Genomic DNA, 19,973 nt, shown 5'->3' with positions numbered 1-19,973 from the left:
GAACGGATTGCGCGGGGGCGCGGAATAGATGCCGGCCCCCCTCCGTTGAGGGAGGCGTCCTCAGAATTTTGACAGGCAGCCCGGTCCTGGCAGACTGGTCTGTCGGCCCCGGTTCACGCAGTGCGCAATTCGGCTCCTGCGACCCGGTGCCCTCCCGAATCTAGGAGACACCTTGAAGCGCGATGTTCACCCCGAGTACGTCGAGACCCAGGTCAGCTGCACCTGTGGCGCGTCGTTCACCACCCGTAGCACCCTGACCGAGGGCTCCATCCGAGCCGAGGTCTGCTCCGAGTGCCACCCGTTCTACACGGGCAAGCAGAAGATCCTCGACACCGGTGGCCGCGTGGCCCGCTTCGAGGCCCGCTTCGGCAAGGGTGCGGCCAAGAAGTAGCGCGACCCAGGCGCCGGTCACCGGCCGCCCCCTGTCCACTCGGGGGCGGCCGGACCGGCGCCTTTGTCGTCGTCTCGCCAAGTCACCCCGTTCGTACTTTCACCACAGGAGCCCCCGATGTTCGAGGCGGTCGAGGAATTGGTCGGCGAACACGCCGATCTTGAGAAGAAGCTCGCCGACCCTTCGGTCCACTCGGATCAGGCCAACGCGCGCAAGCTGAACAAGCGCTACGCGGAGCTGACCCCGATCATCGCGACCTTCCGCGCCTGGAAGCAGTCGGCCGAGGACATCGAGACGGCCAAGGAGTTCGCGGCCGACGACCCGGACTTCGCCGCCGAGGTCAAGGAGCTGACCCAGCAGCGCGAGGAGCTCACCGAGAAGCTCCGCCTGCTGCTGGTCCCGCGTGACCCCAGCGACGACAAGGACGTGCTCCTGGAGGTCAAGGCGGGCGCGGGCGGCGACGAGTCGGCGCTGTTCGCCGGCGACCTGCTGCGCATGTACCTGCGCTACGCCGAGCGGGTGGGCTGGAAGACCGAGATCATCGACGCCACCGAGTCCGAGCTCGGCGGCTACAAGGACGTCCAGGTCTCCGTCCGCACCAAGGGCGGCAACGGTGCCACCGAGCCCGGCCAGGGCGTGTGGGCCCGCCTGAAGTACGAGGGCGGCGTGCACCGCGTCCAGCGGGTTCCGGCCACCGAGTCCCAGGGCCGCATCCACACCTCCGCCGCCGGCGTGCTCGTCACCCCGGAGGCCGAGGAGGTCGAGGTCGAGATCAACATGAACGACCTCCGCATCGACGTGTACCGCTCCTCCGGCCCCGGCGGCCAGTCCGTCAACACCACCGACTCGGCCGTGCGCATCACGCACGTCCCGACCGGTGTGGTCGCCTCCTGCCAGAACGAGAAGAGCCAGCTCCAGAACAAGGAGCAGGCCATGCGCATCCTGCGCTCGCGCCTGCTGGCCGCCGCCCAGGAAGCCGCCGAGCAGGAGGCCTCCGACGTACGCCGCAGCCAGGTGCGCAGCGTGGACCGGTCCGAGAAGATCCGCACGTACAACTACCCGGAAAACCGGATCTCGGACCACCGGACCGGTTTCAAGGCGTACAACTTGGACCAGGTGCTCGACGGTGACCTCGACCCGGTCATCCAGGCCTGCGTGGACACCGACTCCGCGGCCAAGCTCGCGGCCGCGCACTGACCCTGATCCCTGCTTCACCCCCCGTTCGACAGCAGCCCGGAGGACCAGCGTGAACTTGCTGCTTGCCGAGGTGGCCCAGGCCACCCAGCGGCTGGCCGCCGCCGGCGTGCCCTCACCGCGTTTCGACGCGGAGGAGCTCGCGGCCTTCGTGCACGGCGTCAAACGGGGGGAACTGCACCACGTCAAGGACGCGGACTTCGACGCCCGCTACTGGGAGGCCGTCGCCCGCCGCGAGGCGCGCGAGCCGCTCCAGCACATCACCGGCCGCGCCTTCTTCCGCTACCTGGAGCTCCAGGTCGGACCCGGGGTGTTCGTGCCCCGGCCCGAGACCGAGTCGGTCGTCGACTGGGCCATACACGCCGTCCGGGCGATGGACGTGGTCGAGCCGATGATCGTGGACCTGTGCACCGGCTCCGGCGCCATCGCGCTCGCCATGGCGCAGGAGGTGCCGCGCTCGCGCGTGCACGCGGTCGAGCTGTCCGAGGACGCCCTGCGGTGGACCCGCAAGAACGCCGAGGGTTCCCGGGTCACCGTCCACCAGGGCGACGCCCTGAGCGCCCTGCCGGAGCTCGACGGCCAGGTCGACCTGGTCATCTCCAACCCGCCGTACATCCCGCTCACCGAGTGGGAGTACGTCGCCCCCGAGGCCCGTGACCACGACCCGGAGATGGCGCTCTTCTCCGGCGAGGACGGCCTCGACACCATCCGGGGCATCGAACGCACCGCCCACCGGCTGCTGCGGCCCGGCGGCATCGTCGTCATCGAGCACGCCGACACCCAGGGCGGCCAGGTCCCGTGGATCTTCGCCGAGGAACGGGGCTGGGCCGACGCGGCCGACCACCCGGACCTCAACAACCGTCCCCGCTTCGCGACCGCGCGCAAGGCACTGCCGTGACCGGCGCGACGATTCCCGCCACCCCCCTGCTGCACGAGGAGGCCCGCTGATGGCCCGGCGATACGACTGCAACGACGCGACGGACCGTAAGACGGGTCTGCGTGAAGCCGCGTCCGCCGTGCGCCGCGGCGAGCTCGTCGTGCTGCCCACCGACACTCTGTACGGGATCGGCGCGGACGCCTTCAGCCCGGAGGCCGTCCACGACCTGCTCGCCGCCAAGGGGCGGGGGCGCGGTATGCCCACCCCGGTGCTCATCGGCTCCCCGAACACCCTGCACGGCCTCGTCACGGACTTCTCCGAGCAGGCGTGGGAGCTCGTCGACGCCTTCTGGCCGGGCGCGCTGACGCTGGTCGCCAAGCACCAGCCGTCCCTGGCGTGGGACCTCGGGGACACCGGCGGCACGGTCGCCGTCCGCATGCCCCTGCACCCCGTCGCGATCGAGCTGCTGACCGAGGTCGGCCCGATGGCGGTGTCCTCGGCCAACCTGTCCGGGCAGCCCGCGCCCGAGGACTGTGACGCGGCGCGCGAGATGCTCGGGGACTCCGTGTCCGTGTACCTGGACGGCGGCCCGACGCCCGGCATCCAGCCGTCGTCGATCGTCGACGTCACCGGGAAGGTTCCCGTCCTGCTGCGGGAGGGCGCGCTCAGCGCCGAGCAGCTGCGGGAGGTCGTACCCGACCTCGAGGTCGCCCCGTGAGCCCTGAGGGGCGTGGCATAGCTGGGGGAAACGCTTTCCGCATACTCCACGTCAGCACCGGCAACGTGTGCCGCTCGCCGATCACCGAGCGGCTGACGCGGCACGCCCTGTCGCACCGGCTGGGCGGGATCGTGACGGGCGACCTCATCGTGGAGAGCGCCGGTACGTGGGGCCACGAGGGCGCCCCGATGGAGGCCAACGCGGCCGCCGTACTGGCGGACTTCGGGGCCGACGCCTCCGGTTTCACCGGGCGCGAGCTGCTGGACGAGCACGTCATACGTGCCGACCTGGTCCTGACCGCCACCCGTGACCACCGGGCGCAGGTCATCTCGATGGGCCACTCCGCCGGGCTGCGGACCTTCACGCTGAAGGAGTTCACCCGGCTGGTGCGGGCGATAGATCCGGCCACGCTGCCGCCGCTGGACGACGGCATGGCGGAGCGGGCGCGGGCGCTGGTGCGGGCTGCCGCGGCGCTGCGGGGGTGGCTGCTGGCGCCTTCGCCGGACGCGGACGAGGTGTACGACCCGTACGGGGCGCCGATCACCTTCTTCCGCTCGATCGGCGACGAGATCAACCAGGCGCTGGACCCCGTGGTCACGGCCCTGACGGGCGTCACGGCCTCGCGCTGACCCTGCGGGCCGGTTGTGCCGGCCGGGCCGGATCGGCCCGGGCCCCGGCGGTGCCGCAGGGCGCGGTGCGGGGTGCGGGCCTACAGTGGCTGGTACCCGGTACCACCTGGAGTCGCGCCATGAGCGTCATCACCCAGCCCACGGACCTGCTGCGGCAGCAGGATCCGCAGATGGCCGACGTGCTCGACGGGGAGCGCCGGCGGCAGGCCGGGAGCCTGCAGCTGATCGCCGCCGAGAACTTCACCTCCGCCGCCGTGCTCACCGCGCTGGGATCGCCGCTCGCCAACAAGTACGCCGAGGGCTACCCCGGCAACCGGTACCACGGCGGCTGCGAATACGCCGACCTGGCCGAGCAGGTCGCCGTGGAGCGGGCCAAGGCGCTGTTCGGGGCCGAGCACGCGAACGTGCAGCCGCACTCCGGCTCCTCCGCCGTGCTGGCCGCGTACGCCGCGCTGCTGCGGCCCGGGGACACCGTGCTGGCGATGGGGCTCCCGTACGGGGGGCACCTCACCCACGGTTCGCCCGCCAACTTCTCCGGGCGCTGGTTCGACTTCGTCGGGTACGGGGTCGACGCCGAGACGGGTCTCATCGACTACCAGCAGGTGCAGGACCTCGCCCGCGCGCACCGCCCCAAGGCGATCGTGTGCGGGTCCATCTCCTACCCCCGCCACCCCGAGTACTCGGCCTTCCGGGAGATCGCCGACGAGGTCGGGGCCCATCTGATCGCCGACGCGGCCCATCCGATCGGGCTGGTGGCCGGCGGGGCCGCGCCCAGTCCCGTGCCCTACGCAGACGTCGTGTGCGCGACCACGCACAAGGTGCTGCGCGGGCCGCGCGGCGGGATGGTCCTGTGCGGCGCCGAGTTCGCCGAGCGCATCGACCGGGCGGTGTTCCCCTTCACCCAGGGCGGCGCCCAGATGCACACCATCGCCGCCAAGGCCGTGGCCTTCGGCGAGGCGGCCCGGCCGGCCTTCACCACGTACGCCCACCGGGTCGTCGCCAATGCCCGGGCGCTGGCGGGCGCGCTCGAAGAGCACGGTTTCACCATCACCACCGGCGGCACCGACACCCATCTGATCACCGCCGACCCGGCGCCGCTGGGCATGGACGGCCCGACGGCCCGCGGCCGGCTGGCCGCCGCCGGGATCGTCCTCGACACCTGCGCCCTCCCGTACGGGGACCAGCGGGGCGTCCGGCTGGGTACGGCCGCGGTGACCACCCAGGGGATGGGGGAGGCGCAGATGTGCCGGATCGCGGAGCTGTTCGCCGCGGGGCTGCGCGGGGACGCCGCGAAGACACGTACGGAGGTCAATGAGCTGGCACTCGAATTTCCCCCTTACGGGGAGTAAGCGGGACAAGAGGGACGCAGTGCAACCGGGATACGGCCCCCTCGCGTCCTCGGGGGAGGGGACATCGCAGCTAATGTGTGGGGCTGAGATGGCCGGCGATACATCTGGGGCAGCCCGTGCGTGAATATCTGCTGACGCTTTGCGTCACGGTCGCGGTGACCTACCTGCTGACCGGGCCCGTGCGGAAGTTCGCGATCGCGGCCGGGGCCATGCCGGAGATCCGTGCCCGCGACGTGCACCGAGAGCCCACGCCACGGCTGGGCGGCATCGCCATGTTCGGCGGTCTGTGCGCGGGCCTGCTGGTCGCCGACCACTTGCGGAACCTCAACGGCGTGTTCGAGCTGTCGAACGAACCGCGCGCGCTGCTCTCGGGCGCGGCCCTGATCTGGCTCGTCGGCGTCCTCGACGACAAGTTCGAGATCGACGCCCTCATCAAGCTCGGCGCGCAGATGATCTCCGCCGGCGTGATGGTCATGCAGGGCCTGACGATCCTGTGGATCCCGGTGCCCTTCTTCGGCACGGTCTCGCTCACCCAGTGGCAGGGCAACCTGCTCACCGTGGCCCTCGTGGTGGTCACCATCAACGCGGTGAACTTCGTCGACGGCCTCGACGGCCTGGCCGCGGGCATGGTCTGCATCGCCGCCGCGGCGTTCTTCCTCTACGCGTACCGGATCTGGTTCGGCTACGGCATCGAGTCGGCCGCGCCCGCCACCCTCTTCGCCGCGATCCTGATGGGCATGTGCCTCGGCTTCCTGCCGCACAACATGCATCCCGCGCGGATCTTCATGGGCGACTCCGGCTCGATGCTGATCGGCCTGGTGCTCGCCGCCGCCGCCATCTCCATCACCGGCCAGGTGGACCCCGACGCCCTCGCCCTGTACGCGCAGGGCGAGCGCAACGCGACGCACGCGATGCTCCCCGTCTTCATCCCGCTGATCCTGCCCCTGACGATCATCGCGATCCCGATGGCGGACCTGGTCCTGGCCATCGTGCGGCGTACGTGGAAGGGCCAGTCGCCCTTCGCGGCCGACCGCGGGCACCTGCACCACCGGCTGCTGGAGCTCGGGCATTCGCACAGCCGAGCGGTCCTGATCATGTACTTCTGGTCGGGGCTGATCGCCTTCGGCACGGTGGCGTATTCGGTGCATTCCGCCACCATGTGGATCGTGCTGGCGATCGCCGCGCTGAGCGCCATCGGTCTGATCCTGCTGCTCCTGCCGCGCTTCACCCCGCGCACCCCGCGGTGGGCGGAGGGTCTGGTTCCGCCGCGTTACCGGCACGCCGCACGGGCGGCCGAGGCGGCCGCGGAAGCGGCCGCGCTGGACGCCTCGGGCGCGGAGCCGCTGCCCGCCAGGCCGATCGCGGCGGGCGTCTCCGGCGTCAACGGAGCGACCGCCGTGGGCCCCCGTTCGCGCTTCCCCGACCGGCGTAAGGCTGAATCCACCCGCTGACAGCCGCCGCGCATGTCGGACATGGATGCCCTTTACCAGACAACCCGCATGCCTGTCGCGCACACACGCGCAGGGTCCCTCTCATGTGTGACAGTCAGCACACCGGGCAGGTAAAGCTCTCATCAAATAGTTTGTGATACCGTTCACTAAACCCGGCGACAGAGCCGAAGGACCGTAGTGCGACGGCCCCTTGGCCCGAGGTTCTCTCTCGGACCGGGCTTACGCTCGTCCTGTACGAGTCCCGTGCCCCCACCACCACGCGGAGCAAACCGCCATGCGGTCAGATGACGTCCGACTCCTCCTGCAAGCCGCTGTACCCACAGCTGTAGCCGGCGCTCTCGCTGCCGTGATCAGCGCGTTGGTCGTCGGCAGCAAGGGCGCAGTCGGAGCCGTCGTCGCGACGCTGGTAGTGATTCTGTTCATGGGCATCGGATTCGTCGTTCTGCAGCGCACGGCGAAATCACTCCCGCATCTCTTCCAGGCCATGGGGCTCATGCTCTACACGGCCCAGATTCTGCTGCTCTTCGTGTTTGTCGCGGCGTTCAAGAACACCACCCTGTTCAACCCCAAGGCGTTCGCGATCACGCTCGTCGCCACCACCCTGGTGTGGATCGGCGCGCAGACCCGTGCTCATATGAAGGCCAAGATTCTTTACGTCGAGCCGGACTCGGTGAAGGGCGACAAGCCCGAAAATCCGGGGCCGAAGTCGTGAAGGGTAGGGCCGGGATAAGTGGGCGTTCGAGATCCTGCTATCGTCCGGTGCCAACTGCGGCACTGCGGGCGCGGGCATCTGAGCTGACGCCTGTTCCATCGCGAGGCTCGATGCCTGACTGCCGCCCCACCATCCGTTACACCAGTCCAGTGCCGAACCGCGGCTGCGCGCCGCGCCGACACAACGAGGTTGCCGTACCTATGCGCCACGCTGAAGGAGCCCTGCGGTGAGTGCTGCTGACATGACGCTCGCCTTCGAGATCAATTGTCATTTCGAAGACGGCACTGGCTGCGGCTTCCCGGGCCCGACCCTGTACTCGTTCCTGTTCAAGCCGATCTTCGGTGATGACAGCGGCCTGTACTTCAACAAGACGATGCTGCTGGCCCTGCTGGGCTCGATCATCATCGTCGGCTTCTTCTGGGCTGCGTTCCGGAAGCCGAAGGTCGTCCCGGGCAAGCTGCAGATGGTCGCCGAGGCCGGCTACGACTTCGTGCGCCGCGGCATCGTCTACGAGACGATGGGCAAGAAGGAGGGCGACAAGTACGTCCCCTTCATGGTCGCGACGTTCTTCTTCGTCTGGATGATGAACCTCTGGTCGATCATCCCGCTCGCCCAGTTCCCGGTGACCGCGGTCATCGCGTACCCGGCCGGGCTGGCCCTCGTCATCTACGTCATGTGGATGTCGGTGACCTTCAAGCGCCACGGCTTCGTCGGCGGCTTCAAGAACATCACCGGCTACGACAAGTCGCTCGGCGGGATCCTGCCGCTGGTCATGGTGATCGAGTTCTTCTCGAACGTCCTGGTCCGGCCCTTCACCCACGCGGTCCGACTGTTCGCGAACATGTTCGCCGGTCACACCCTGCTGCTGCTGTTCACCATCGCCAGCTGGTACCTGCTGAACGGGATCGGCATCGCCTACGCGGGCGTCTCGTTCGTCATGGTCATCGTGATGACCGCGTTCGAACTCTTCATCCAGGCTGTCCAGGCCTACGTCTTCGTGCTCCTGGCTTGCAGCTTCCTGCAGGGCGCGCTCGCCGAGCACCACTGAGCGCGACCCGCTCCAAGCAATTCCCCCAGTCGTCCGGTGGCCAACCCCCACCGGTCCGTGAAAGAGAAGGAAGAACTGGCATGTCCCAGACCCTTGCTGCCGTCACCGGTTCCCTCAGCTCCGTGGGCTACGGCCTCGCGGCCATCGGCCCCGGCGTCGGCGTCGGCATCATCTTCGGTAACGGCACCCAGGCGCTCGCCCGTCAGCCCGAAGCTGCCGGTCTGATCCGCGCCAACCAGATCCTCGGCTTCGCCTTCTGTGAGGCGCTCGCCCTCATCGGTCTGGTCATGCCGTTCGTCTACAGCTGACGAACCCCACGACTAGTCCGAATCGACGAAAGGCACTGATGTGAACCTCCTGGTTCTCGCGGCCGAGGAGCCGGGTAACCCCCTCGTCCCGCCGATCCCCGAGCTCGTCATCGGTCTGCTCGCCTTCGTCATCGTCTTCGGTTTCCTCGCGAAGAAGCTCCTCCCGAACATCAACAAGGTTCTGGAAGAGCGCCGCGAGGCCATCGAGGGCGGTATCGAGAAGGCGGAATCCGCCCAGACCGAGGCCCAGAGCGTCCTGGAGCAGTACAAGGCCCAGCTCGCCGAAGCCCGGCACGAGGCCGCGCGCCTGCGCCAGGAAGCGCTGGAGCAGGGCACTGCGCTCAAGGAAGAACTGCGCGCAGAGGGCCAGCGGCAGCGTGAGGAGATCATCGCTGCCGGCCACGCCCAGATCGCGGCCGACCGTAAGGCCGCTTCCCAGGCGCTGCGTCAGGACGTGGGCAAGCTCGCCACCGACCTGGCCGGAAAGCTCGTCGGCGAGTCCCTTGAGGACCACGCCCGACAGAGCCGCACCATCGACCGCTTCCTCAGCGAGCTTGAGGAGAAGGCCGAGGCGGCCCGATGAACGGAGCGAGCCGCGAGGCGCTGGCCTCCGCGCGTGAGCGTCTCGACGCGCTGACGGACAACACGTCCGTCGACGCGGCGAAGCTCGCCGGTGAGCTGGCCGCCGTCACCGCGCTGCTCGACCGTGAGGTCTCGCTGCGTCGGGTCCTCACCGACCCGGCGCAGTCCGGCGAGGCCAAGGCCGAGCTGGCCGGACGGCTGCTCGGCGGTCAGGTCGGCGGGGAGACCCTCGACCTGGTGTCCGGCATGGTCCGGTCCCGCTGGTCGCAGTCCCGCGACCTGGTGGACTCGCTGGAGGAGCTGGCGGCCACCGCCGACCTCACGGCGGCCCAGCAGGGCGACGCGCTCGACAACGTCGAGGACGAGGTGTTCCGGTTCGGCCGGATCGTCTCCTCGAGCACCGAGCTGCGTTCCGCGCTGACCGACCGCGCGGCGACCGCCTCCGCCAAGAGCGAGCTGCTGCGCAGCCTGCTCGGCGGCAAGGTGAACGCCGTCACCGAGCGCCTGGTGATCCGTCTTGTCACGCACCCGCGTGGACGTAGCCTGGAAGCGGGACTCGAGTCCCTTTCCAAGCTCGCCGCCGAGCGCCGTGACCGCATGGTCGCCACCGTGACCAGCGCGGTTCCGCTCAGCGACGTGCAGAAGGCGCGCCTCGGTGCGGTGCTGGCCAAGCTGTACGGCCGCCAGATGCACCTGAACCTCGACGTGGACCCCGAGGTCCTCGGCGGGATCTCGGTGCGAGTCGGCGACGAGGTCATCGACGGCACCATCGCGGACCGCCTCGCCGAGGCGTCCCGCCGCATGGCCGGCTGACCAGCCACCAAAAGAACAAAGCATTCCTAGCGGCCCGGTTGGGCCGTGCAGAACTTGCAGAAGATTCCTGGGGGTCGCCCCCAGACCCCTAAGAAGCTTCAGGCCCAACAAGGAGAGCAGGGAACCCAGATGGCGGAGCTCACGATCCGGCCGGAGGAGATCCGGGACGCACTGGAGAACTTTGTCCAGTCGTACCAGCCGGACGCGGCCTCGCGCGAGGAGGTCGGAACGGTCAGCGTTGCCGGCGACGGCATCGCGAAGGTGGAGGGCCTGCCCTCCGCCATGGCGAACGAGCTGCTGAAGTTCGAGGACGGCACCCTCGGTCTCGCCCTCAACCTCGAGGAGCGCGAGATCGGTGCGGTCGTCCTCGGCGAGTTCAGCGGTATCGAGGAGGGCCAGCCGGTGCAGCGCACCGGTGAGGTGCTCTCCGTCGGCGTAGGCGAGGGCTACCTCGGCCGCGTCGTCGACCCGCTCGGCAACCCGATCGACGGTCTCGGCGAGATCGCGACCGAAGGCCGCCGCGCCCTCGAGCTGCAGGCCCCCGGCGTCATGGTCCGCAAGTCGGTCCACGAGCCGATGCAGACCGGCTACAAGGCCATCGACGCGATGGTCCCCGTCGGCCGCGGCCAGCGTCAGCTGATCATCGGTGACCGTCAGACGGGTAAGACCGCCCTGGCCGTCGACACGATCATCAACCAGCGCGACAACTGGCGCTCCGGCGACGTGAACAAGCAGGTCCGCTGCATCTACGTCGCCATCGGCCAGAAGGGCTCGACCATCGCGTCCGTTCGCGGCGCCCTGGAAGACGCCGGCGCGCTCGAGTACACGACGATCGTCGCCGCCCCGGCGTCCGACCCGGCCGGCTTCAAGTACCTGGCGCCGTACACCGGTTCCGCCATCGGCCAGCACTGGATGTACGCCGGCAAGCACGTCCTGATCATCTTCGACGACCTGTCGAAGCAGGCCGACGCCTACCGCGCCGTGTCGCTGCTGCTGCGCCGCCCGCCGGGCCGTGAGGCCTACCCGGGTGACGTCTTCTACTTGCACTCCCGTCTGCTGGAGCGCTGCGCGAAGCTGTCCGACGACATGGGTGCCGGTTCGATGACCGGTCTGCCGATCGTCGAGACCAAGGCGAACGACGTGTCGGCGTTCATCCCGACCAACGTCATCTCCATCACCGACGGCCAGTGCTTCCTCGAGTCCGACCTGTTCAACGCGGGCCAGCGCCCGGCGCTGAACGTCGGTATCTCGGTCTCCCGCGTCGGTGGCTCGGCCCAGCACAAGGCCATGAAGCAGGTTTCCGGCCGTCTGCGCCTGGACCTCGCCCAGTACCGCGAGCTGGAGGCGTTCGCCGCCTTCGGTTCCGACCTGGACGCCGCTTCGAAGGCTTCGCTGGAGCGCGGCAAGCGTCTGGTCGAGCTGCTGAAGCAGGGCCAGTACCAGCCGATGCCCGTCGAGGAGCAGGTCGTCTCCGTCTGGGCCGGCACCACCGGCAAGATGGACGACGTCCCGGTCAACGACATCCGTCGCTTCGAGTCGGAGCTGCTGGAGCACCTGCGCCGCGAGCGCAAGGACCTCCTCACCTCCATCGCCGACGGCGGCAAGATGTCGGACGACACGCTGACGTCGATCGCTGACGCCATCGCTTCCTTCAAGCGCCAGTTCGAGACCTCGGACGGCAAGCTCCTGGGCGAGGACGCACCGGCCGTCAACGTCTCCAAGTGACGACGGAAGGGACCTGACTCATGGGAGCGCAGCTCCGGGTCTACAAGCGTCGCATCCGTGCCATCACGGCGACCAAGAAGATCACCAAGGCGATGGAGATGATCGCCGCCTCGCGCATCGTCAAGGCGCAGCGCAAGGTGGCGGCGTCGATGCCGTACGCGACCGAGCTCACCCGTGCGGTGACCGCGGTGGCGACCGGCTCCAACACCAAGCACGCCCTGACCACCGAGGTCGAGGCGCCGACCCGTGCCGCGATCGTGCTCATCACGAGCGACCGCGGTCTGGCCGGCGGCTACTCCTCGAACGCCATCAAGCAGGCGGAGCGGCTCACCGAGCGGCTGCGCGCCGAGGGCAAGGACGTCGACACCTACATCGTCGGCCGTAAGGGTCTGGCTTACTACGGCTTCCGCGAGCGCAAGGTCGCGGATTCGTGGACCGGCTTCACCGACAGCCCGGCCTACGCCGACGCCAAGCGCGTCGCAGGGCCGCTGATCGAGGCCATCCAGACGGAGACGGCCGAGGGTGGCGTCGACGAGCTGCACATCGTCTACACGGAATTCGTGTCGATGATGACGCAGAACCCGGTCGACGGCCGGATGCTGCCGCTCAGCCTCGACCAGGCTCCGGAAGAGGACGGTGCGAAGGGCGAGATCCTTCCGCTGTTCGACTTCGAGCCGTCGGCGGAGGACGTCCTCGACGCCCTTCTGCCGCGCTACGTCGAGAGCCGTATCTACAACGCACTGCTGCAGTCGGCCGCTTCCGAGCACGCCGCCCGCCGCCGCGCGATGAAGGCGGCGACCGACAACGCCGGAGACCTCATCAAGAGCCTCTCCCGGCTTGCCAACGCGGCCCGCCAGGCCGAAATCACCCAGGAAATCAGCGAGATCGTCGGTGGCGCGAGCGCCATGGCTGACGCGACCGCGGGGAGTGACAAGTAATGACGACCACTGTTGAGACGGCCGCCGCCACGGGCCGCGTCGCCCGGGTCATCGGCCCGGTCGTCGACGTGGAGTTCCCCGTCGACGCCATGCCCGAGATCTACAACGCCCTCAAGGTCCAGGTCGCCGACCCGGCCGAGGACGGCAAGCTCAAGACCCTGACCCTCGAGGTCGCGCAGCACCTGGGTGACGGCCTCGTCCGTACCATCTCGATGCAGCCGACCGACGGTCTGGTCCGCCAGGCCCCGGTGACCGACACGGGCGAGGGCATCACCGTCCCCGTCGGTGACTTCACCAAGGGCAAGGTGTTCAACACCCTCGGTGAGGTGCTGAACTACCCGGAGGAGAACGCCAACGTCACCGAGCGCTGGCCGATCCACCGCAAGGCCCCTCGCTTCGACGAGCTCGAGTCGAAGACCGAGATGTTCGAGACCGGCGTCAAGGTCATCGACCTTCTCACCCCGTACGTCAAGGGTGGAAAGATCGGTCTGTTCGGTGGTGCCGGTGTCGGCAAGACCGTTCTGATCCAGGAAATGATCTACCGCGTCGCCAACAACCACGACGGTGTGTCGGTCTTCGCGGGCGTCGGTGAGCGTACCCGTGAGGGCAACGACCTCATCGAGGAAATGGCCGACTCGGGCGTCATCGACAAGACGGCGCTTGTCTTCGGCCAGATGGACGAGCCCCCGGGCACGCGTCTTCGCGTCGCGCTCGCCGGTCTGACCATGGCGGAGTACTTCCGCGATGTGCAGAAGCAGGACGTGCTCTTCTTCATCGACAACATCTTCCGTTACACCCAGGCCGGTTCCGAGGTCTCCACGCTGCTCGGCCGCATGCCGTCCGCAGTGGGTTACCAGCCGAACCTGGCTGACGAGATGGGTCTGCTGCAGGAGCGCATCACCTCGACGCGCGGTCACTCGATCACCTCGATGCAGGCGATCTACGTCCCCGCGGACGACCTGACCGACCCGGCGCCGGCGACCACCTTCGCCCACCTCGACGCGACGACGGTTCTTTCCCGTCCGATCTCCGAGAAGGGCATCTACCCGGCCGTGGACCCGCTGGACTCGACGTCCCGCATCCTCGACCCGCGGTACATCGCGGCGGACCACTACGCCACGGCGATGCGCGTCAAGGGGATCCTGCAGAAGTACAAGGACCTCCAGGACATCATCGCGATCCTCGGTATCGACGAGCTGGGCGAGGAGGACAAGCTCGTTGTCCACCGTGCCCGTCGCGTCGAGCGCTTCCTGTCGCAGAACACCCACGTGGCGAAGCAGTTCACCGGCGTGGACGGTTCGGACGTTCCGCTCGACGAGTCGATCACCGCGTTCAACGCGATCTGCGACGGTGACTACGACCACTTCCCCGAGCAGGCGTTCTTCCTGTGCGGTGGCATCGAGGACCTGAAGGCGAACGCCAAGGAGCTGGGCGTCTCCTGATCCGGCGCGCTCCTCGCGGAGCGCTTCCGGTTCGCAGGTTTCGCGGAGAGGGGCGGGTGTGTCCCGTCCCTCTCCTCACGCCCATTAGAATTTGACCCAACACCCGGCCGACCCGCCGGGTGGTGACCCGAGGAGCCACCTTGGCTGCTGAGCTGCACGTCGAGCTGGTCGCGGCGGACCGCAATGTCTGGTCCGGCGAGGCCACCCTTGTTGTCGCCCGCACCACGTCCGGCGACATCGGCGTCATGCCCGGTCACCAGCCGCTTCTCGGTGTGCTGGAATCGGGCCCTGTGACCATCCGCACCAGCGAGGGCGGCACTGTCGTCGCCGCGGTGCACGGCGGTTTCATCTCGTTCGCGGACAACAAGCTGTCCCTGCTGGCCGAGATCGCCGAGCTCGCGGACGAGATTGACGTCCAGCGTGCGGAGCGGGCACTGGAGCGTGCGAAGGCGGAGGCGGACGCCGCCGCCGAGCGTCGCGCTGATGTCCGGCTGCGCGCCGTAACGGGCTGAACGCCCGTCGGAGTTTGAACCGCTGAGTACCGGGGGGCGACCGCCGGGACTCGGCAGACCTCAGCCGCGGTCCGTTCTGGAATTTTCCAGACCGGGTCGCGGCTGAGGCGATGCAGGTCTGTTTTTTTCTCATGCGGTATTCGATGAGCGAGGAGGTCGGTGAAGATGCTCCTCGCTCTGCTTGTGAGCGGCCTGGTCGTAGCCCTGGTGGTGATCGGGCTGTTTGTCTTCGGGCTGCGCCGCAGGCTCATCCAGCGGTCCGGCGGGACCTTCGACTGCAGCATGCGCTGGGGCGTGGCCGACAAGCCCGACGTCTCCGGCAAGGGCTGGGTGTACGGGGTCGCACGCTACAGCGGTGACCGGATCGAGTGGTTCCGTGTGTTCTCGTACGCGCACCGGCCGCGCCGGCTGCTGGAGCGGTCCTCCATCGAGGTCGTCGCCCGCCGCGCCCCGGAGGGCGAGGAGGAGCTGGCCCTGCTCTCCGACGCCGTCGTGCTCGGCTGTGTCCACCGCGGGACCCGCCTGGAGCTGGCGATGAGCGAGGACGCGCTGACCGGCTTCCTGGCCTGGCTGGAGGCGGCGCCTCCAGGGCAGAGGGTGAACGTGGCCTGAGCTTTCAGGACGTGAAGAAGCCGGGGAGACGGGGGCGGACCCGTCTCCCCGGCTTCCGTCTTTCCTACTGCAGCCCGGTGTGGATGGCGTTCGCGAGCTCACCGTTGGTGGTGTCCCCGCTGAACTCCCAGAAGAAGGCCCCCTTGAGGCCCTGCTGCTTGGCCCAGGTCATCTTCCCGGCGATGGTGGCGGGGGTGTCGTAGCTCCACCAGTTGCTGCCGCACTTCGCGTAGGCCGTGCCGGCGATCGTGCCGGTGGCCGGGCAGCTGGTCTTGAGCACCTTGTAGTCCTCGATGCCCTGCTCGTACGTGCCCGGGGCGGGGCCGGTGGCGGTGCCGCCGGGGGCCGCCTGGGTGACGCCGGTCCAGCCGCGGCCGTAGAAGCCGATGCCGAGGTTGAGCTTGGCGCCGGGGACGCCCTTGGCCTTCAGCTTGGCGATGGCGTCGGCCGAGTTGAAGCCGGCCTGCGGGATGCCCGCGTACGAGGTGAGCGGGGAGTGCGGGGCCGTCGGGCCCTGCGCCGCCCAGGCGCCGAAGAAGTCGTACGTCATCACGTTGTAGAAGTCGACGTACTGTGCGGCGCCGCCGTAGTCGGCCGCGTCGATCTTGCCGCCGCTGGAGGCGTCGGCGGTGATGGCGGCGGTGACCAGGTTGTTCGCGCCGAACTTGGCGCGGGTCGCCTGCATCAGGTTCTTGAAGGCGGCCGCGCCGCTGGTGTCACAGGACAGTCCGCAGGCGTTCGGGTACTCCCAGTCCAGGTCGATCCCGTCGAAGACGTCGGCCCAGCGCGGGTCCTCGACGAGGTTGTAGCAGGACTGGGCGAAGGCGGTCGGGTCGGCCGCGGCCTGCGGGAATCCGCCGGACCAGGTCCAGCCGCCGAAGGACCACAGGATCTTGATGTTCGGGTAGGCCTTCTTCAGCTTGCGCAGCTGGTTGAAGTTGCCGCGCAGCGGCTGGTCCCAGGTGTCGGCGACGCCGTCGACGCTCTGGTCGGCGGTGTAGGCCTTGTCGTAGTCGGCGTAGGCGTCACCGATGGTGCACTGGCCGTTCTGGACGTTGCCGAAGGCGTAGTTGATGTGGGTGATCTTGCTCGCGGTCCCCGAGGTGACCAGGTTCTTCACGTGGTAGTTGCGCCCGTAGACGCCCCACTCGGTGAAGTAGCCGAGCTTGACCTTGCCGCCCGGGTCCGGGGGCTGCGTGCCGCCGGCCGTCGTGAACGACGCGGTGACGGACGAGGGACCGGTCTGGTCGATCGTGTCGCGCGCGACCACGTGGTAGCCGTACGTGGTGCCCTTGGTCAGGCCCGTCTGGGCGTAGGTGGTGCCGGTGACCGTGGCGATCTTGACGCCGTCGCGGTAGACGTCGTAGTTCTTGATGCCCTTGTCGTCGGTCGCGGCGCCCCAGCTCAGCGTCAGCGAGGTCTCGGTGATGTTGGAGGCGGACGGGGCGCCCGGGGACGAGGGGGGAGCGTCGCCGGGCTGGGTGGAGCCGTCACAGGAGGCGCCGTTGATCTTGCAGCCGGTGGGGGAGCCGCCGCCGGCGCCGTTGAAGCCGAAGCTGGCGCTCGCGCCGGGGGCGAGGGTGCCGTTCCAGCCGAGGTTCTTGGCCGTCCAATGGGTGCCCGAGCTGGTGACGGTGGCGTCCCAGGCCGAGGTTACCGAGGTGCCGGCCGGGTAGTCCCACTCCACGGTCCAGCTGGTGAGGGTGGTGGTGCCGGTGTTCTTCACCACCCACTTGCCCTCGAAGCCGGTGCCCCAGTCGGAGACCTTGGTGTACGTCGCGGTCGCCGCGGCCGCCGCCTGGGCCGGGGCGGCGAGCACGACGAGCCCGGTGACGGGCAGGGCGAGCGCGGCCACGATCGCCGCGACGCGGGTGAAGAACCGGGTGCGCCTGGTGCGGGGTGGGGATGCTGTGCTCAAGGGTGATCCTCCGTAGGTCCGTCTCGGTCGTGGGGGACCTCGACATGGGGGTGGGACCTGCGCCGCCCGTGAGCACGCTTTGTCATGGCACGCTCACCACAGTGTTGCGGCGAGCGTAGAAAGGTCTGGACCAACCGTCAAGAGGTCCAGACCGGTACGCGCGTGGCCGCCCGGAGCCCGGGCTATATCCCCAACTCCTGCGCCAGTACCGCGGCTTGGAGTCGGCTGCGCAGTTCCAGCTTGCCGAGCAGGCGACTGACGTGCGTCTTCGCCGTCGCCTCCGCCATCTCCAGCCGCTGGGCGATCTCCGCGTTCGACAGGCCCTCGCCCAGCGCGCTCAACACCTCCCGCTCCCGCGGGGTCAGCGAGGCCACCGCCGCGGCCGTCTCCGGCGCCGGGGTGGCCCGCGCCGGCCGGGGCGCCGCGAACTCGGCGATCAGCCGCCGCGTCACCGCCGGGGCGATCAGGCCCTCCCCGCGCGCGACCGTCCGTACCGCCTCGATCAGCTCCGCCGCGTCCGCGTTCTTCAGGAGGAAGCCCGCGGCCCCCGCCCGCAGCGCCCCGAAGACGTACTCGTCGAGGTCGAAGGTGGTCAGCACCAGCACATCGGCCAACCCCTCCGCGACCACCTGGCGCGTCGCGGACACCCCGTCCAGCCTGGGCATCTGCACGTCCATGAGGACGAGGTCCGGCCGCAGCTCCCGGGCCAGGCGCACCGCCTCCTCCCCGTCGCCGGCCTCGCCCACCACCTCCACGTCCCCCGCGCTGCGCAGGATGAGCACCAGCCCGGCCCGCACCGCGCTCTGGTCCTCCGCCACCACCACCCGGATGGTCATGCCTCCACCGCCTTCTCCTCCGCGGGCAGTGTCGCCCGCACCTGCCACACCGTGCCGGACCGGCCCGCCGTGAACGCTCCGCCCAGCAGCTCCGTCCGCTCCCGCATGCCGATCAGCCCGGCTCCGGAGCCGGGGGCGCGGGGGCCCGGCCGCTCCCCGTAGGGCGAGTCCACCCCCACGGTCAGCAGCCCGTCCGTGTGCGCCACGCGGATCGTGACCGTGCCCGGGGCCGCGTGCTTGAGCGCGTTGGTGAGCGATTCCTGCACGATCCGGTACGCCGCCAGCTCCACCGGGGCCGCCGCGGGCTCCCCGGACGGCCGCTCGTCGTGGAGTACGAACGTCAGCCCGCTCGCCGAGCCGTTGGTCCGGGCCTGCGCGATCAGGGAGTCCAGGCCGTCCAGCGAGGGCACGGCGACCGGCTCCTGGTCGCCCCCGGCATCCCGCAGCAGCCCGATCAGACGCCGCATCTCGGCCAGCCCCTGCACGCTGTTCTCGCGGATCACGCCGAGCGCGTCGCGGCTGGTCGCGGCCGTGTCGATGGAGAGCGCGGCGGTGGAGTGGATGGCGATGGCGGAGAGGTGGTTGGCCACCATGTCGTGCAGCTCCCGGGCCATCCGGGCGCGCTCGGCGGCCACGGCCTGGGTGCGGTCCATCTCGGCCAGCAGCGTGGTCTGCTCGGCGCGCAGCCTTGCGGCCACGGCGGCCTCGCGGTGGTTGCGCAGGGTGGCGCCGGTCAGGGCCGGGCCGAAGCTCACGATGCCGGTGACCACGCCGATCAGCAGGGCCTGCGGGGTGCGCAGCCAGGCCACCGAGGCGATGGTGACCACGAGGGTGATCAGGCCGGTGGTGACCGGGAGCCGCCGGGCCATGGCCGGTTTTCCGTACACGACGGCGGCGTACATCAGGTCGGTGAAGATCACGACGGTGGCGAGGCTGCCGACCGTGAACTGGTCGGCGACCACCCCGACGGTGCCGACGGCCAGGGTCAGGTTCGGCTTGGTGCGGCGCAGCAGCTCCATCGCGCCGAGGGCCACGAGCGGCACCAGGGCCGCCCAGGCCGGCAGGGAGCCGCGGCCGGGGCTGCTGTAGACGCCGAGCGACCAGAAGACCAGGCCCGCGGCCGTGCTGACCACCGCGAGGAAGACGTCGTCACGGTGGGGGCGCAGGCTCTTCGTGGTCACGGTCCCATCCAACAGGGTGCGCGGGCCGCGGACGTCGGCGGAGGGGCCGAGGTGCGGCTACATCGAAGGATGCAGGCCCACATGGTCAATGACGACGACGAAACGGGCCCGGCCGGACGGGAGTCTGGAGGGGAACGGAGAACCGAGCGGACGGAGAGTCCCATGATCGTCGCGCTGATCATCGCCTGTGAGGTCGGCTTCTGGGTGCTGCTGGCGGCCGGACTGGCCCTGCGCTACCTCGCGCGGATGCCCCGGCTGGGGGCGGCGGTCCTGCTGTGCGAGCCGCTGATGGAGCTGGTCCTGCTGGTGGTCACCACGCTCGACCTCAAGAACGGCGCCGAGCCGGACTGGAAGCACGGTCTGGCCGCGCTCTACATCGGCTACACCGTCGCCTACGGCCACTACACGATCAAGTGGCTCGACGGGCACGCCGCCCACCGGCTGGCCGGGGGGCCCAAGCCGGCCGGCGCCGGATACGGGAAGGCGCGGGCCGTGCACGAGTGGAAGCTGTGGGTCCGTACCGTCGTCGGGGCCGCCGTCGCCCTCGTCCTGCTCCAGGTGGCCATCTGGTACGTCGGGGAGGCGGGCGACGTCAGCTCGCTGAAGGCGTGGCAGTTCGGCGCCCTGCGCGCGGTCGGCATCCACGCCCTGGTCGCCGTCGGATACACGATCTGGCCGAAAAAGGCCCCCGCGGGCGTCGAGGAGCGGCCCGCGCTGGCGAAGACCGACCGATAGCG

The 19,973-nt window shown here is 69.5% G+C and carries 21 protein-coding genes; 18 read left to right on the top strand and 3 right to left on the bottom strand.

Annotation, left to right across the window (positions count from 1 at the left end):
- Positions 1 to 172: 172 nt before the first annotated feature.
- The 17 genes from rpmE to AB0D29_RS15765 all read left to right on the top strand — a co-directional run bounded on the left by rpmE (position 173) and on the right by AB0D29_RS15765 (position 15,301).
- Complete coding sequence (rpmE, locus tag AB0D29_RS15845) at positions 173 to 391, top strand: 50S ribosomal protein L31 (protein WP_030708126.1); 219 nt, start codon at positions 173 to 175, stop codon at positions 389 to 391.
- A 117-nt stretch (positions 392 to 508) separates the two neighbouring features.
- Positions 509 to 1,588, top strand: coding sequence for a peptide chain release factor 1 (prfA, locus tag AB0D29_RS15840; RefSeq protein WP_362854598.1), 1,080 nt, complete (start codon positions 509 to 511; stop codon positions 1,586 to 1,588).
- Between the two features lie 49 nt (positions 1,589 to 1,637).
- The gene (gene prmC, locus AB0D29_RS15835) at positions 1,638 to 2,483 is read left to right on the top strand and encodes a peptide chain release factor N(5)-glutamine methyltransferase (protein WP_030295285.1); all 846 of its coding nucleotides are present in this window, start codon (positions 1,638 to 1,640) and stop codon (positions 2,481 to 2,483) included.
- Between the two features lie 49 nt (positions 2,484 to 2,532).
- Entirely contained in the window at positions 2,533 to 3,180 is a 648-nt protein-coding gene (locus AB0D29_RS15830) for an L-threonylcarbamoyladenylate synthase (RefSeq protein ID WP_362854596.1), read from the top strand.
- Positions 3,177 to 3,809 carry a protein-tyrosine-phosphatase gene (locus AB0D29_RS15825; RefSeq protein WP_351293191.1) on the top strand — a complete coding sequence of 211 codons (633 nt, stop codon included), beginning with the start codon at positions 3,177 to 3,179 and terminating at the stop codon, positions 3,807 to 3,809. The genes AB0D29_RS15830 and AB0D29_RS15825 overlap by 4 nt, the downstream gene beginning before the upstream one ends.
- Before the next feature lie 119 nt (positions 3,810 to 3,928).
- Complete coding sequence (glyA, locus tag AB0D29_RS15820; protein ID WP_362854595.1) at positions 3,929 to 5,158, top strand: serine hydroxymethyltransferase; 1,230 nt, start codon at positions 3,929 to 3,931, stop codon at positions 5,156 to 5,158.
- 116 nt (positions 5,159 to 5,274) lie between these two features.
- Positions 5,275 to 6,609 (top strand): MraY family glycosyltransferase, encoded by a 1,335-nt coding sequence (locus tag AB0D29_RS15815; protein ID WP_362854593.1) that lies wholly within the window; start codon positions 5,275 to 5,277, stop codon positions 6,607 to 6,609.
- A 274-nt stretch (positions 6,610 to 6,883) separates the two neighbouring features.
- Positions 6,884 to 7,321 carry a hypothetical protein gene (locus AB0D29_RS15810; RefSeq protein WP_362854592.1) on the top strand — a complete coding sequence of 146 codons (438 nt, stop codon included), beginning with the start codon at positions 6,884 to 6,886 and terminating at the stop codon, positions 7,319 to 7,321.
- 241 nt (positions 7,322 to 7,562) lie between these two features.
- Positions 7,563 to 8,369 carry a F0F1 ATP synthase subunit A gene (atpB, locus tag AB0D29_RS15805; RefSeq protein WP_362854714.1) on the top strand — a complete coding sequence of 269 codons (807 nt, stop codon included), beginning with the start codon at positions 7,563 to 7,565 and terminating at the stop codon, positions 8,367 to 8,369.
- Between the two features lie 80 nt (positions 8,370 to 8,449).
- A complete protein-coding gene (gene atpE / locus AB0D29_RS15800; RefSeq protein WP_030386954.1) occupies positions 8,450 to 8,677 on the top strand; it encodes an ATP synthase F0 subunit C in 228 nt (75 codons plus the stop codon).
- Positions 8,678 to 8,717: 40 nt separating this feature from the next.
- The gene (locus tag AB0D29_RS15795) at positions 8,718 to 9,260 is read left to right on the top strand and encodes a F0F1 ATP synthase subunit B (RefSeq protein WP_053705305.1); all 543 of its coding nucleotides are present in this window, start codon (positions 8,718 to 8,720) and stop codon (positions 9,258 to 9,260) included.
- The gene (locus AB0D29_RS15790) at positions 9,257 to 10,072 is read left to right on the top strand and encodes a F0F1 ATP synthase subunit delta (RefSeq protein ID WP_327264467.1); all 816 of its coding nucleotides are present in this window, start codon (positions 9,257 to 9,259) and stop codon (positions 10,070 to 10,072) included. The genes AB0D29_RS15795 and AB0D29_RS15790 overlap by 4 nt, the downstream gene beginning before the upstream one ends.
- Positions 10,073 to 10,201: 129 nt before the next feature.
- On the top strand, positions 10,202 to 11,797 hold the full coding sequence (gene atpA, locus AB0D29_RS15785) for a F0F1 ATP synthase subunit alpha (protein WP_266784490.1): 1,596 nt from the start codon (positions 10,202 to 10,204) through the stop codon (positions 11,795 to 11,797).
- A 20-nt stretch (positions 11,798 to 11,817) separates the two neighbouring features.
- Positions 11,818 to 12,735: a F0F1 ATP synthase subunit gamma gene (locus AB0D29_RS15780; protein ID WP_030153781.1), complete on the top strand. Its 918-nt coding sequence runs from the start codon at positions 11,818 to 11,820 to the stop codon at positions 12,733 to 12,735.
- The gene (gene atpD, locus AB0D29_RS15775; RefSeq protein WP_266784486.1) at positions 12,735 to 14,177 is read left to right on the top strand and encodes a F0F1 ATP synthase subunit beta; all 1,443 of its coding nucleotides are present in this window, start codon (positions 12,735 to 12,737) and stop codon (positions 14,175 to 14,177) included. The genes AB0D29_RS15780 and atpD overlap by 1 nt, the downstream gene beginning before the upstream one ends.
- Positions 14,178 to 14,317: 140 nt before the next feature.
- Positions 14,318 to 14,689, top strand: a complete 372-nt coding sequence (locus AB0D29_RS15770) for a F0F1 ATP synthase subunit epsilon (RefSeq protein ID WP_030708154.1) — start codon at positions 14,318 to 14,320, stop codon at positions 14,687 to 14,689.
- A 165-nt stretch (positions 14,690 to 14,854) separates the two neighbouring features.
- Positions 14,855 to 15,301, top strand: coding sequence for a DUF2550 domain-containing protein (locus tag AB0D29_RS15765; protein ID WP_362800894.1), 447 nt, complete (start codon positions 14,855 to 14,857; stop codon positions 15,299 to 15,301).
- A 64-nt stretch (positions 15,302 to 15,365) separates the two neighbouring features.
- Here the strand turns inward: AB0D29_RS15765 and AB0D29_RS15760 are convergent, their stop codons facing one another.
- The 3 genes from AB0D29_RS15760 to AB0D29_RS15750 form a co-directional block, all read right to left on the bottom strand.
- Positions 15,366 to 17,219: a glycoside hydrolase family 18 chitinase gene (locus AB0D29_RS15760; RefSeq protein ID WP_362854590.1), complete on the bottom strand. Its 1,854-nt coding sequence runs from the start codon at positions 17,217 to 17,219 to the stop codon at positions 15,366 to 15,368.
- Between the two features lie 182 nt (positions 17,220 to 17,401).
- Positions 17,402 to 18,055, bottom strand: a complete 654-nt coding sequence (locus tag AB0D29_RS15755; protein ID WP_351293219.1) for a response regulator transcription factor — start codon at positions 18,053 to 18,055, stop codon at positions 17,402 to 17,404.
- Positions 18,052 to 19,236: a histidine kinase gene (locus AB0D29_RS15750; protein WP_362854588.1), complete on the bottom strand. Its 1,185-nt coding sequence runs from the start codon at positions 19,234 to 19,236 to the stop codon at positions 18,052 to 18,054. The genes AB0D29_RS15755 and AB0D29_RS15750 overlap by 4 nt, the downstream gene beginning before the upstream one ends.
- A 162-nt stretch (positions 19,237 to 19,398) precedes the next feature.
- Here AB0D29_RS15750 and AB0D29_RS15745 point away from each other — a divergent pair, with 162 nt between their 5' ends.
- Positions 19,399 to 19,971 (top strand): hypothetical protein, encoded by a 573-nt coding sequence (locus tag AB0D29_RS15745; protein ID WP_362854587.1) that lies wholly within the window; start codon positions 19,399 to 19,401, stop codon positions 19,969 to 19,971.
- Positions 19,972 to 19,973: the final 2 nt, after the last annotated feature.

Source organism: Streptomyces sp. NPDC048424 (assembly GCF_040651555.1).
Classification (GTDB): Bacteria; Actinomycetota; Actinomycetes; order Streptomycetales; family Streptomycetaceae; genus Streptomyces.
This window is presented reverse-complemented; position numbering and strand designations above follow the sequence as displayed.

Excerpts from the sequence above, each read along its gene's own strand:
- prfA (WP_362854598.1), top strand. The coding sequence starts at position 509 with ATGTTCGAGGCGGTCGAGGAATTGGTCGGCGAACACGCCGATCTTGAG.
- AB0D29_RS15830 (WP_362854596.1), top strand. The coding sequence starts at position 2,533 with ATGGCCCGGCGATACGACTGCAACGACGCGACGGACCGTAAGACGGGT.
- glyA (WP_362854595.1), top strand. The coding sequence starts at position 3,929 with ATGAGCGTCATCACCCAGCCCACGGACCTGCTGCGGCAGCAGGATCCG.
- AB0D29_RS15810 (WP_362854592.1), top strand. The coding sequence starts at position 6,884 with ATGCGGTCAGATGACGTCCGACTCCTCCTGCAAGCCGCTGTACCCACA.
- atpB (WP_362854714.1), top strand. The coding sequence starts at position 7,563 with ATGACGCTCGCCTTCGAGATCAATTGTCATTTCGAAGACGGCACTGGC.
- atpE (WP_030386954.1), top strand. The coding sequence starts at position 8,450 with ATGTCCCAGACCCTTGCTGCCGTCACCGGTTCCCTCAGCTCCGTGGGC.
- AB0D29_RS15790 (WP_327264467.1), top strand. The coding sequence starts at position 9,257 with ATGAACGGAGCGAGCCGCGAGGCGCTGGCCTCCGCGCGTGAGCGTCTC.
- atpA (WP_266784490.1), top strand. The coding sequence starts at position 10,202 with ATGGCGGAGCTCACGATCCGGCCGGAGGAGATCCGGGACGCACTGGAG.
- AB0D29_RS15780 (WP_030153781.1), top strand. The coding sequence starts at position 11,818 with ATGGGAGCGCAGCTCCGGGTCTACAAGCGTCGCATCCGTGCCATCACG.
- atpD (WP_266784486.1), top strand. The coding sequence starts at position 12,735 with ATGACGACCACTGTTGAGACGGCCGCCGCCACGGGCCGCGTCGCCCGG.
- AB0D29_RS15765 (WP_362800894.1), top strand. The coding sequence starts at position 14,855 with ATGCTCCTCGCTCTGCTTGTGAGCGGCCTGGTCGTAGCCCTGGTGGTG.
- AB0D29_RS15755 (WP_351293219.1), bottom strand. The coding sequence starts at position 18,055 with ATGACCATCCGGGTGGTGGTGGCGGAGGACCAGAGCGCGGTGCGGGCC.
- AB0D29_RS15745 (WP_362854587.1), top strand. The coding sequence starts at position 19,399 with ATGATCGTCGCGCTGATCATCGCCTGTGAGGTCGGCTTCTGGGTGCTG.